The sequence below is a fragment of the Pseudomonas sp. LY-1 genome, from assembly GCF_053502595.1.
This window is the reverse complement of the sequence record NZ_CP094353.1, coordinates 278,040-290,716: the sequence shown is the minus strand read 5'-3', so window position 1 is coordinate 290,716 and position 12,677 is coordinate 278,040. Positions and strand designations below refer to the sequence as shown.

Annotated in this window: 10 protein-coding genes; 6 read left to right on the top strand and 4 right to left on the bottom strand. The window is 53.1% G+C overall.

What is annotated here, in order from left to right; translation table 11 throughout:
* Positions 1–181: 181 nt before the first annotated feature.
* Positions 182–532, bottom strand: coding sequence for a hypothetical protein (locus MOQ67_RS01310; RefSeq protein WP_126589315.1), 351 nt, complete (start codon positions 530–532; stop codon positions 182–184).
* A 414-nt stretch (positions 533–946) separates the two neighbouring features.
* Positions 947–1,294: a hypothetical protein gene (locus tag MOQ67_RS01305; protein ID WP_017848951.1), complete on the bottom strand. Its 348-nt coding sequence runs from the start codon at positions 1,292–1,294 to the stop codon at positions 947–949.
* A gap of 201 nt (positions 1,295–1,495) precedes the next feature.
* On the opposite strand from MOQ67_RS01305, the gene MOQ67_RS01300 reads away from it, so the two are divergent.
* Positions 1,496–2,698 (top strand): cytochrome P450, encoded by a 1,203-nt coding sequence (locus MOQ67_RS01300; protein WP_102618202.1) that lies wholly within the window; start codon positions 1,496–1,498, stop codon positions 2,696–2,698.
* Between the two features lie 85 nt (positions 2,699–2,783).
* On the opposite strand, the gene norR is transcribed toward MOQ67_RS01300, so the two are convergent.
* Complete coding sequence (norR, locus tag MOQ67_RS01295; RefSeq protein WP_079442533.1) at positions 2,784–4,307, bottom strand: nitric oxide reductase transcriptional regulator NorR; 1,524 nt, start codon at positions 4,305–4,307, stop codon at positions 2,784–2,786.
* Positions 4,308–4,467: 160 nt separating this feature from the next.
* Between norR and norV the strand changes: the two genes are divergently transcribed.
* From norV to MOQ67_RS01270, 5 genes are all read left to right on the top strand, one after another.
* On the top strand, positions 4,468–5,910 hold the full coding sequence (gene norV / locus MOQ67_RS01290) for an anaerobic nitric oxide reductase flavorubredoxin (protein WP_104904203.1): 1,443 nt from the start codon (positions 4,468–4,470) through the stop codon (positions 5,908–5,910).
* Positions 5,907–7,040, top strand: a complete 1,134-nt coding sequence (gene norW, locus MOQ67_RS01285; protein WP_017848947.1) for an NADH:flavorubredoxin reductase NorW — start codon at positions 5,907–5,909, stop codon at positions 7,038–7,040. Before norV ends, norW begins: the two co-directional genes overlap by 4 nt.
* Positions 7,041–7,680: 640 nt before the next feature.
* On the top strand, positions 7,681–9,237 hold the full coding sequence (locus MOQ67_RS01280; RefSeq protein WP_448675966.1) for a recombinase family protein: 1,557 nt from the start codon (positions 7,681–7,683) through the stop codon (positions 9,235–9,237).
* Positions 9,234–10,139 (top strand): plasmid partitioning protein RepB C-terminal domain-containing protein, encoded by a 906-nt coding sequence (locus MOQ67_RS01275; RefSeq protein ID WP_448675804.1) that lies wholly within the window; start codon positions 9,234–9,236, stop codon positions 10,137–10,139. The genes MOQ67_RS01280 and MOQ67_RS01275 overlap by 4 nt, the downstream gene beginning before the upstream one ends.
* Positions 10,139–11,107, top strand: coding sequence for a plasmid partitioning protein RepB C-terminal domain-containing protein (locus MOQ67_RS01270; protein WP_044295795.1), 969 nt, complete (start codon positions 10,139–10,141; stop codon positions 11,105–11,107). The genes MOQ67_RS01275 and MOQ67_RS01270 overlap by 1 nt, the downstream gene beginning before the upstream one ends.
* An 801-nt stretch (positions 11,108–11,908) precedes the next feature.
* Here MOQ67_RS01270 and MOQ67_RS01265 read toward each other — a convergent pair.
* Complete coding sequence (locus MOQ67_RS01265) at positions 11,909–12,646, bottom strand: metallophosphoesterase (protein ID WP_448675803.1); 738 nt, start codon at positions 12,644–12,646, stop codon at positions 11,909–11,911.
* Positions 12,647–12,677: the final 31 nt, after the last annotated feature.

Sequence of the window (12,677 nt, the reverse complement as noted above, 5' to 3'; positions counted from 1 at the left end):
TCAGGCAGATTGGAGTGGGGAAGGTCACGTAATAAAAACCCGGATCGAATGCAAAAAAAGCCCGCGATTTGGCGGGCTCTTTTCGTGATGTTCAGCTAATCGGTGAGGATTAGCCGAACCATCTATGTGTGCAACTCCACGGAGGGCCTGGAATGCTTGGGAAGACGCAGACGGGAGCCTCTTACTCCTCAGATGCCACCAGTCGCACACCTTTACGCGTGACCTGTTGCCCGACTTCAAAACGCCCATTGGGTGAGCGCACCGTACTAATCTCGCCTTGCGCGTTTTTCACTTCATAAGCGGTTTCAGACTTGCCAATGCCTCCTTGCACCGCGCTGCCGGCAAAAAAACCGCCAGCTGCGCCGACTAATGCTCCAATCGGGCCGCCTACCGCGCCAACCATCATTCCGGTCAAAACGCCGAAACCCTTGCCGGCGGTTGTGTCGGGGACTACACGGATTATCTGGTCTGCCTGGCATAGCGGAGACAGCAGTGTACACAGGGTGAAACTGAGCGCGATGGTACGAGTCATGAGATTGTCCCTTTGGGGTTTGCGTTAAGTTCATTACCTAATACACAAACCGGGCCAACAATTTTATTGTTTAATATCAACTAGTTAAATAACAACACTGTCATTATGACCTAACTCGAAAAAGGTCATAATGACAAAGAAATAGTCAATATGACTTCCTATCGCCGGTTGAGGCAATTTGTTGAAGGGAGGGGTTGAACAGCGCTCAACGTTCTACAGAGCCGCTATGCGTCACGAGCGAAGATCGAGTTATTGCACTTGAGATAGCGTTGAAACGGTGATGGCGATCGACAGAAATAATGGAATTGATATTGATCAACTATGCAGACAATCAATTGGCGCGATAATCGCAACGGCGCAATGACTTGGGCTTTAACGTTCAAACCCCACATTGAGCGCCCTGGTTATCTGGAATCAAAAAGGCAGCGGCAGGGGAAGGGCAACGGCATTCAGATGGCCCAGGAAGAGAAAGCCCGAAACCAATACCGCGTTGATCGACCAGGCCACCGTGAGGAAACGAGCGATCTGACCGTAGAGGGGGTCACTGACATTATCCGCATTGCGCCATACCGCATTGAGCATGCACGCGGTGTAGGCCACAAAACCCAGCAGCATTAGACCAAACAGGGAGGGTGCAACTTTGTTGAAGGCGACCAGAATCAGGCCAAACAGTACATTGCTGAGCACTACCCCGTAGAGCCAGAACACCACCCACAGCGCAGTGCTGCCCTGCGAGTTTACCCACTGCTGAAGCTTACTCATCACAACCCCCTGGCTAGCTAATAGCCCGATCTTCCCTATAGGCCCGTACAGACTTCACCCAAGTGATGCCGACGTAGGGACGTCGTGCATGGTTTCAGTCTAGCGGGTATTTCCTACATGTCCCGACCGAGTACAAGTAGGCCGACAAACCTTGCTTCCTTGTTTCCGGGTTCTCAGCGGGACGGGTTTATGGAGTAAACGATGGACAAGAAATCGCTACCGGATTGGGATCCCAGGTCTGAAGCCGTATTAAAGGATCAGACGACAGCCTATGACGACATGCGCCACCGTTGCCCGGTCGCACACAGTCAATATGGCTATACGTCGTTATTCAGGCATGCGGATGTGCTGCGCGTACTTAACGATCATGAAACCTTCAGCAATGCCGTCTCGCGTTTCCCCGCGGTCCCCAACGGAATGGATCCGCCCGAACATACGGCGTACCGGAACCTCATCGAGCGTTATTTCAGCCCGGAGCATATGGATGCCTTTGCGCCGACGTGCCGTGACATAGCGGTTCGTCTGGTGCAGGCATTACCGGATGAAGGCCGTGCAGAACTGATCGGCGAATTTGCCCAGATCTTTGCGTTGCAGATCCAGTGTGCCTGGCTGGGTTGGCCGGCGGATTTTCATGAACCGCTGCGCCTGTGGACGCTGAAGAATCACTCGGCCACGCTGTCCAGAGACGAGGCGGCCCTGAGTGCCGTGGCCCTTGAGTTTGACGGTTACATCAAGGATCTGCTGGACGTGCGCCGTACCGCTGGCGCTGCTGCGTCGCATGACATCACGACCCTCTTGCTACGCGACCAGTCCTTGGGAAGGCCCCTGACGGACGACGAGATCGTCAGCATTCTACGTAACTGGACGGTCGGCGAACTCGGTACCATTTCCGCCTCGGTCGGCATTCTTGCGCACTATCTGGCGACCAACTTCGGGTGGCAGCAGCGATTGCGCGAACAACCCGCGCTGTTACCTGTCGCCATTGATGAAATACTGCGTATTCATGCACCACTGATCATGAACCGTCGGGTGACTACGAAAGAGGTCACGCTGGGTGGGCGCACGCTGGCGAAGGGTTCGCGTATTGCCCTCAACTGGGCGTCCGCCAATCGGGACGAAGCGGTCTTTGGAGATCCCGATGAATTGCGCCTCGATCGCGATCCCGAGCTGAACCTGCTCTATGGCGCCGGCATTCATGTCTGCCCCGGTGCGCCGCTTGCCAGACTGGAGCTACGGATCGTGATGGAAGAACTGCTTGGACGCACCAGCCGGATTACGCTGGCGCCGGATAAAGAACCAGTGAACGCGTTTTTCCCTGCCGGTGGGTTTTCTTCTCTACACCTGCAGATTCAGAAACCGCCGTCCCAACCGTTGGGCGCCGGCCTTCCCCTCGAGATCCGATAGCGTTTTATGCTGGACCGCTTGGCGGCAAGGGCGACATGTGGGTCAGCATGACTGACCTGCATTGAGCCCTGATCGGCCGCGAGTGTTATTTCAAACCGAGCCGCTTCGCCAGTCGGTGCAGGTTGGCCACATCCATATCGAGCATTCGCGCACAGGCAGACCAGTTATCTGCGCAATTTTTCAGCGTGTTTTCAATCAGCTGACGCTGGAAGCTATCCGTCGCATCCCGTAGGCATTGGCCAACGCTGCTGGAAGGAACATCCACAGCAACAGGCAGTATCGCCAGCTGTTCGGGTACTTGATTGAAATGCTGTGCTTCCAGCAGCAGCTCTTCACTTTGCTGGGTCGCACGAGCAAGGATTGTCGCTCGATAAACAGCATGTTCCAGTTCGCGAACGTTTCCTGGCCACGAGTACTGCTTGAGCAACGACAGGCAACCGGCAGCCAACGCCACCCGTTGCAATCCCATGCGTACCCGGCTCTGCTCGCAGAAAAAACCCGCTAGCAATGTGATGTCCTGCCCACGCTCACGCAGTGGCGGCACATGCACAGGGAACACGCTTAACCGGTGGAACAGGTCGACCCGGAAGCGATTGTTCAGCACCTCCTGCTTCAGGTCACGATTGGTCGCGGCAAGCACCCTTACGTTGACCCGCAAGACGGTATCGTCACCGACCCGTTGCAGGTCGCCGTATTGCAATACCCGCAACAGTTTTGCTTGCAGGCTCAGCGACAGTTCACCGATTTCGTCGAGGAACAGTGTGCCGTTATCGGCCATTTCGAACTTGCCGGTGCGATGATGGATCGCCCCGGTGAAGGCACCTTTGACATGGCCGAACAACTCACTTTCAGCCACTGACTCCGGCAGCGCAGCGCAGTTTAGATAGACCACAGGGTGACTGGCGCGTGATGAACCTTCATGTATCGCCTTGGCGACCAGTTCCTTGCCGACCCCGGTTTCTCCAGTGATCAAAACGTTCAGGTCGGAACCTGCCACCATTTCGATCTCTCTTTTCAACTGTTGCATGACCTCGCTGAGCCCGACCATTTCGGTGCCGGGTTTGCCCGCCGGGACATGACTGATGGAGAGAGGCGTAATGGTCTGACTCTCGAGTTGCTCGACCAGCAACGCATTGGTCAAGGCAGCAGAAGCGAGGGCGCCCACCAGTCGCAGCTCTTCGTCGCTGAAGTGATCAAACTGTGCCGGGTCCATGCCATCGATCGTCAGCGCGCCAATCAGCGTCTGGTCCGCGAACAACGGTAACCCGATGCAGGCATGTACTTTGAGGTCCTGCCGGCTCGGGATCAGGCCGTCATAGGGATCAGGCAAATGACTCTCTGCCGGAAAGCGCACCACGTCACCGGCGCGAGCGATGGCTTCCAGACGCGGATGGGCATCAAGGCTGAAGCGGCGCCCCAGAACATCCGGTGCCAGGCCATCGATCGCCAGCGGACGGAACAGTCGCTGTTCATAACGTAACAAGGCAGAGGCGTCGCAACCGAGCAATTGGCGCAGGGTATTGATCAGACGTTGAAAGCGGTCCTGATGGGAAATGCCACTTTGCAGCTCAATAGCGATGCGTGCCAGGGATTCAACGGAGAGACTCATGGTTTGTCACTTTGACAATGAATTAGTCATAAAGACAATAGTCGGCCAATGTCATATTGACAATCATTGTTTTATTTTTCCTTTTAAATCAACGGTTTATTATGTGGCACGAAGGTTGCCATCTTCGGTGTAGAACATCATTTCTATACCGAGGTAGGTCATGTCAATTCACGTCAAAAACAACATTCATTGGGTCGGTCAGCGCGATTGGGAAGTGCGGGACTTTCATGGCACAGAATACAAATGCCACAAAGGCAGCAGCTATAACAGCTACCTGATCCGTGAAGAAAAGACCGTACTGATTGATACGGTTGATCACAGGTTCAGTCGGGAATTCATACAGAACCTGGCGATGGAAATCGACCTGAACACGCTGGACTGTATCGTCATCAACCATGCGGAAGAGGACCATGCAGGAGCGCTGACAGAGTTGATGTCGCTGATCCCGAATACGCCGATCTATTGCACCGCCAATGGTGTGGACTCGATCAACGGTCATCACCATCATCCCGAGTGGAATTTCCACGTCGTCCATACCGGCGACACCCTGGATGTCGGCAATGGCAAACAGCTGGTTTTCGTGGAAACCCCGATGCTGCATTGGCCGGACAGCATGATGACGTACATGACCGGCGATGCCGTTCTGTTCAGTAACGACGCCTTTGGCCAGCATTACTGCGACGAACACCTGTTTAATGATGAAGTGGATCAAAACGAACTGTTCGAACAGTGCCAACGCTACTACGCCAATATCCTCACCCCATTCAGTCGCCTGGTCATTGCCAAGATTACCGAGATCCTCGGTTTCAACCTGCCGGTCGATATGATTGCCACCGCTCATGGCGTGGTGTGGCGGGATAATCCGACGCAGATCGTGCACCGCTATCTGGAATGGGCGGCGGACTATCAGGAGGATCGCATCACCCTGTTCTACGACACCATGTCGAACAACACCCGCATGATGGCCGATGCCATCGCGCAGGGTATTCACGAAGTCGATCCAGGTGTGGCGGTGAAGATTTTCAACGTCGCGCGCCACGACAAAAATGAGATTCTGACCAACGTGTTCCGCTCAAAAGGCGTTTTGGTGGGCTCGTCCACCATGAACAACGTGATGATGCCGAAAGTCGCCGCGCTGCTGGAGGAAATAACCGGGCTGCGTTTTCGTGACAAAAAGGCTTCGGCGTTTGGCAGTTACGGCTGGAATGGCGGGGCGGTAGACCGTATCCAGACGCGCTTGATGGACGCCGGTTTTGAAACCACATTGGCGCTCAAAGCCAAGTGGCGGCCGGACGGTGACGCGCTTGAGGTTTGCCGGGCTCATGGCCGCGAAATCGCTCGGCAATGGGCGCTGCATCCATCGACGGCTGCACATGTCGCACCCGCTGCAGCCACCGCAACTGCCCAGGCAGACCCCATCGCGGACAACAGCCTGCGCAAGCGCTGCAGTGTTTGCCAATGGATTTACGACCCCGCGATCGGCGAGCCGATGCAGGATGTGCAGGCCGGTACTGCCTGGTGTGATGTGCCTGATTACTTCCTGTGCCCTGAATGTTCAATGGGTAAATCGGTATTCGATGAGCTGCCTTCGGAGGCGACATGAACCGGGAAATCGTCATTGTGGGCTCCGGCTTCGCGGCTCGTCAGGTGGTCAAGAACTTGCGCCGGCTCGATGCAGCGGTGCCCATTCGATTGATCGCTGCAGACAGTTGCGATGAGTACAACAAGCCCGACCTGAGTCACGTCGTCAGTCTCAATCAGACTGCCGACGACATGACCCGCCAGCCTGCGGCAGAGTTTGCCGAGATGTATCGGTTGACCCTGAACTCGTGCTGCCAGCTCACTGCGATTGACCGCGAAAACCAGCGTGTTAGCGCCGGGAATGAGGCATTCAGCTACGACCAACTGATTCTCGCCACGGGGGCGCAAGCCATGGTTCCGCCGATTCCCGGGCGGGAGTGGATGGTGACTCTGAACAGCCAGCAGGAATACCGTCATGCACAACATGCACTGCGGGCTGCACAGCGCGTACTGATCCTCGGGGCCGGCTTGATTGGCAGTGAACTGGCCATGGACATCAATCGTGCCGGAAAGCAGGTGGTGCTGATGGACAAGTCCTGCAGCCTGCTCGCATCGTTGCTTCCTGTTGAGGTGAGCAGCCGCCTGCAGCACCGGTTATGCCAGATGGGTGTGGAAATGCTGTTTAACCAGGCGTTGGTATCCATTGAAAAGAGAAACGATGGCCTGTTGGCGACGTTGTCCAACGGCCGACACATCAGCGCCGATGTGATCGTTGCCTCAATTGGGTTGAAACCCGATACGACGTTAGCCACACAGGCTGGCTTACGAGTGGACCGTGGCATTGAAGTTGATGAACGCATGTGTACCTCTGACCCACGCATATTCGCCGTTGGCGATTGCGCGCAAATCCAGGGCAAGCTACTGCCGTTTCTGCAACCTATTCAGGTAAGCGCCATGACCCTGGCGCGTAATGTGCTGGGTGGGAATGAGGAAGTTAAGTTCCCGGCGATGCTGGTGAAGGTCAAGACTCCGGAAATGCCGCTGCACCTGGCCGGAGAAACCAGCCGCAAGGACTTGCAATGGCAGATCAGCCTTGAGGCACAGGGGCTGATAGCCAAAGGTCTGGACATGGCAGGGCAGCTACGTGCGTTCGTCGTCAGTGAAGACCAAATGAAGCAGGCCTTTACGCTACTACGGCAACTCTCGTTGTGAATCCAATTGGCAGAGCTCTCGCGCGTTCCTGGACATACGGGCAAAAAAAGGCCAACCCGCAGGGGTTGGCCTTTTTGTAGCGCGGCGAAAGCAGCATAGTGTAAACGTCAGCTGCTTTTGTGAGCTCCTACACCCGTGTCGACGGGCAAGATGGATGTCATCCGCTACGCGATAAAAATCAACAACTTAGGATAGAATTGGGCGAGATTAATGACATGAACGCGTCAAACAAAATGTCATTTTCCGTCAAACGAGCGCAGATTACTGTCACTTTCCGCAAGCCATAAGACCCGCGCACCGACCGCACTACATCTCTACTAAGCCTTCTACATAAAGGAAGGCTTCAATGCATGAGCCCGATTGACAAATTGGCAATTCCCCTAAGATTACAACGATTCCATTCAGCATGGAACAGGCATTTTTCGAGCCCAATTGCTAACTGGCTTTGTAGTCCAAACCAGTCTTTTAAAAGCATCGCAATTGAGCCGCAGGAGTCAGCAAACCGATACCCCATGACCTTGTAACCAGACAGGCATCTGCTCAATGCCTTGTCACCATCAGGTCATAAAGCAACGCTAGGCTGAATAGAATGGGCCAGAATTTTCTGGTCTAGAGGAGGCCTGCCTTGTCCTCTCCTTCCATGCGAAAAAGACTAGAAGACTACTCCGAAGGCTTGATAGCGGCTGCGGAATACGTTCGCATGTCGACTGATCACCAGCGCTATTCCACCGAAAACCAATCGGCTGCTATTCATGCTTACGCCCTGAGCCATGGCATGGACATTGTAAAAACCTATCGTGATGAAGGCAAAAGCGGCTTAGACATCGGGGGCCGCGACGCTCTGCGTAGGTTGCTCGATGACGTCCAGGCGGGAAATGTTCACTTCCAAATTATTCTGGTTTATGACGTCAGTCGCTGGGGGCGCTTCCAGAACACAGACGAGAGCGCTCATTATGAATACCTCTGTACCAGCTCCGGCATCCAGGTGGTGTATTGCGCAGAGCCCTTCGAGAACGATGGTTCGCCTCTGGCAACGATTTATAAAGGTATTAAACGTTCAATGGCAGGAGAGTACAGTCGCGAGCTCTCTCAAAAAGTTTTCGCTGGCCAATGCCGCCTTGTGGAAAAGGGTTTCCATCAGGGCGGGCCCGCAGGGTATGGACTGCGCCGCGCTCTGATTGATGAGAAAAATGAGTTCAAGGCAGAACTGTCGCGGGGGCAGCAAAAAAGCATTCAGACGGACAGGGTCATCCTGATTCCTGGGCCTGAAGCTGAGATAGAAATCGTTCAACACATCTATCACCGATTCATCCACAACGGGATGAACGAACGCGAAATTGCTAACGCACTTAATGCTGACGGCGTGCTCACCGACTTTGATCGTCCTTGGAGCCGTAGCAGCGTCCACGAGGTGCTGACCAATGAGAAATATATTGGCAACAACGTGTACAACAAAACATCATCCAAGCTACGCAAACGTAGCAGCCGCAACCCGCCCGACAAGTGGATACGCTGTGATGGCGCATTTCAAGGAATTGTTTCACTAGAGGTTTTTACCTGCGCTCGCGAAATCATCCTGCAGCGTTCACACCGCCTAGATGATACACAAATGCTAGAACTGCTCCGCGCTTTACTTCAACAGGCAGGATCATTATCTGGGATGCTCATTGACGAGCAGGACAACATGCCCTCCAGCACTGTTTACATAAGTCGTTTTGGCGGACTTTTACGCGCGTATACCCTCATCGGTTACGCACCAGACCGAGATTATCGATATTTGGATATCAATCGGTCTCTACGACAACTACATCCACAGGTTTTTGAAGACGTAATAAAACACTTGGAAAACGCTGGAGCGAGTGTAGAAATCAGTGCTCAGAATGACGTATTAAAAGTTAACGGTGAGTGGACGGCATCTGTAGTTATCGCCCGCTGCCACTCAACTCCGGCAGGCACTCTTCGATGGAAACTGAGATTCGACATTAGCCTGGCACCAGATATCACCATTGCTGTGCGCATGGAGCGAGCAAACCTTCAAGTCCGGGACTATTACCTCGTTCCACTTATAGACATGGGCGCCTGGCCACAGAAAATGGCCGAAGAAAACAGCCCGTTAATAGACAGCTACTGCTTCTCAACGCTGGATGTACTTGATGGGCTTGCTGCCCGTTGCTCTCTGAAGGAGGCTTGTCGATGACCGTCCCCTCAACCGCACGCGACCGTATCGCACTTATACCTATCGCAGAAATTCACATACTTAACCCGCGAACGAGAAACAAGAAAATCCACCACGAGCTTATCGAAAACATCAAAACAGTAGGACTCAAACGCCCGATTACTCTCAGTCGCAAAGTCTTACCTCAGGAGCCTTTCTACTATGACCTTGTATGCGGACAAGGTCGTTTAGAAGCATTTCTTGCTCTGGAGGCCACTGAGATTCCAGCGTTCGTGATAGAAGCGCCGGAAGAAGATTGTCTTGTCATGAGCTTGGTGGAAAACGTCGCTCGAAGGCAGCATCGTCCGATCGACCTGATGAATGAAGTGGGACGCCTGAAAGGCCGAGGCAAAACAGATGCGGAAATCGCAACCATAATTGGCAGTACATCCTCATGGGTCAACATGATTGTTGGTCTAATTGAGCGAGGTGAAGAAAAACTCTTATCAGCGGTTGAAACCGGGCTGATCCCATTGAGCATGGCGACAGATATAGCCCGGAGCAGCGAAAGTGATATTCAGGATTTACTCACTGACGCTTACGAACGAGGGATCAGAGGAAAGAAAATCACCAAACTACGGCACCTGCTGGAGCTCCGGGCCAAGAAGGACAAGCTTGTACGCGGAAATCCTTTGGGCGTTAGTCAAAATAAGAAAAAAAGGCTTACGCCAACTGACTTGAGACATTTGTTTGAGCGGGAAGCTGAGCGCCAGCGCTTAATGGTGAAAAAGGCGGCATTTACTCACGACCGTGTGGTTTTCTCAATCCAAGCTATAAAAGAGCTTTTGGCCGTCAGTGAGTTCGAAAAGCTACTTTCTACAGAACACCTAGATTCGATGCCAAAGCTGATACAGGCTCGGCTATGGAATGGAGGAGGCTTGTGATGTCTAACCGAAAATTAAGCCCAGATAAAACACAGCCAACACATGTTCCCAAAAATGCTTTCCTGGATGAGTGCGTTCGAGTCGAAATCATTAATATTCTGCCGCTGAAGGTCTTACGTCCTGCGGTCAAAGAGAGTACTAAGTACCATCAAATTCTTGCCTCTATCCAAGATGTAGGACTAGTGGAGCCGCCAGCCGTCACACCTGCACCAGGCACCAGTGGACAATATTTTCTGCTCGATGGCCATCTGCGCATTGAAGTGCTCAAAGATTTAGGCGAGCTGAAAGTAGATTGCTTGGTAGCAACTGACGATGATACTTATTCATACAATAAACGTACTAACCGATTATCCGCTGTCCAAAGTAACAAAATGATCGTACGAGCAATGGAACGAGGCGTGTCAGCCGAAAGGCTTGGTAAAGCCCTCGGGCTATCACCGCAAACCATCAGGCAGAGATTTCGCCTGCTTAATGGTATTTGCGCAGAGGTCGTAGCCCTTTTGGGTGACACGGACTGCCCGGCCAATGTATTTAACCTTTTACGGCAGATGAAACCCTTAAGGCAAATCGAAGCAGCAGAACTGATGATTGGGAACAAAAACCTATCGGTTCTCCTTGCTAAAGCACTATTAGCGGCCACACCACCCGACCAGCTCGTGATGATAAAAAAGCCTTCTCAAGATCATCAGGTTTCTGCGGAGTCCATGGCACGCTTGGAGCGCGAGCTAGCTGCCTTGCAGATGCAGATCAAGACAGTCGAAGAGGACTATGGGCCTGATGTCCTTCATTTGACGGTTATAAAAGGCTACCTGACCAAGCTTCTCGCCAACGCTGCCGTTGTGCGGTGGTTAGCTCGGCACCAACCAGAGTACCTGAAAGAATTCCAGTCCATTGCCGAGTTGACCGAACTGCCTTGGGCAGACAACGGGCCCGAAGATGATTCACAGAGCACCACCGCCGAGGGTTGATGGTGCCAACCGGATGTATCCAGATGCTATTCGTATTCGACATACCTCGTTGGAGGGACATTGGATCATCCACTGGCTCTTAGGCGCACGTCGTAATGTGGAAGCCGATATTCCGTCTTGGAATTATGGCTCACGAATAATTATTGGATTTTAATAATTCGGCATAAAATCTTTGGCCTCGGCCAGACAGGTCGTTGAATGAGCACGCAAGCGGCTCATAAGACACAGAGCCAGCCGAAGCAATTCTCGGCCACGACCCGCTCAACGGCTCACTATAGGTCGGTTGGCCCGTTGATCCGCTGCATGCCTCCAGGTAATGAGAAAGACGCAGTTCGCGTCCCGTGAACCGGGTTACCGTCGATTCTTCGCAAGGGTTCCCCGTCTGTACTGTTGTAGGTACCGGGTATCATTAATTTGAAAGAATGATTGTCACTGCAACCGCTCTGGCGTCAGATGAATGCCCTTTGAACGAAGCCTGAGGAAAGTCTGCAGCGACTGTCGGCCACCCTTACGATGAAAACTGGCAATCACATAAAAGCTTCCGCTGACTGTCCGCAGTGCCCAAAACGAGCCATAGCGGTGTGCATGGAGAATGTCAGAGGTTCGTAACCTGTGACCGTCTTGGAAGTATCCTACTCGACTTGCCTTCACATGCCGGTACATCACGCCATATCCGCTGCATGAAACGATGATCACATTGGTAAGAAAAGCCGTAACCAGCTCAGGAAAATAGCAGCTATAAGCCCGAGCCAGGCGGCATCTGGAGTAGCGGGAAAGGCTATCCACTGAACCTCTCCTCGATTAAACCGTTACCACTAAACCAGCATCGAAACCGGTATCTTCATTTGGATACCCACGGGGATTGCATACCACTCTGGTGCCTTCAACGTCATAGTCCACCGCTGTGTGTGAATGGCCGTGTACCCACAAATTGGCCCGATCGCTACCCATGAGATGCTCCCAACGATTTGCATAGGCAGCATCCATATGACCACCAGCATGCGGGTTGTCCTGAAGGGATCGTAGCGAAGGAGCATGATGTGTGATCACCACCGTCGCGCCGTCGTATGGCTCTTTCAGTCTCGCCCACAACCACTCTCGCGCATTCACAGACCTCTCAACCAAGTCACTTGGCCGAATACGCCGGTAATTTTCGGTACGGATTTGCCGAAAATCGTTCATTAGATTTTGGGCGCTTATGGATGCCAGTGGAGCGTTGCCGGTAGCTGAAAAATCCGTCCACGCCGTGGCACCCAGAAAGCGGACGCCTTCTATGACGACCTGTTCGAGATCAAGAATCTGGACATGACTGTCACATGCCAAGTGCATTCTCTCCAGCGTCTTGGTGAGATGACCACCGTAGTACTCGTGATTGCCAGGCACATACAGCACAGGGCAGGTGAAAGCTTTACCGGCCCAAGCAACCCCACGGGTTTTGATATCAATATCGCCGGCCAGGATCACCAAATCCACATCCAGTTTTGACGGTAGGTAGGGCTCAAACTCGTTGTGTAAATCGGAGAGCAGGTGAATGCGCATCGTTTTTTCCTCAAACGGTCACTGAGTGTCG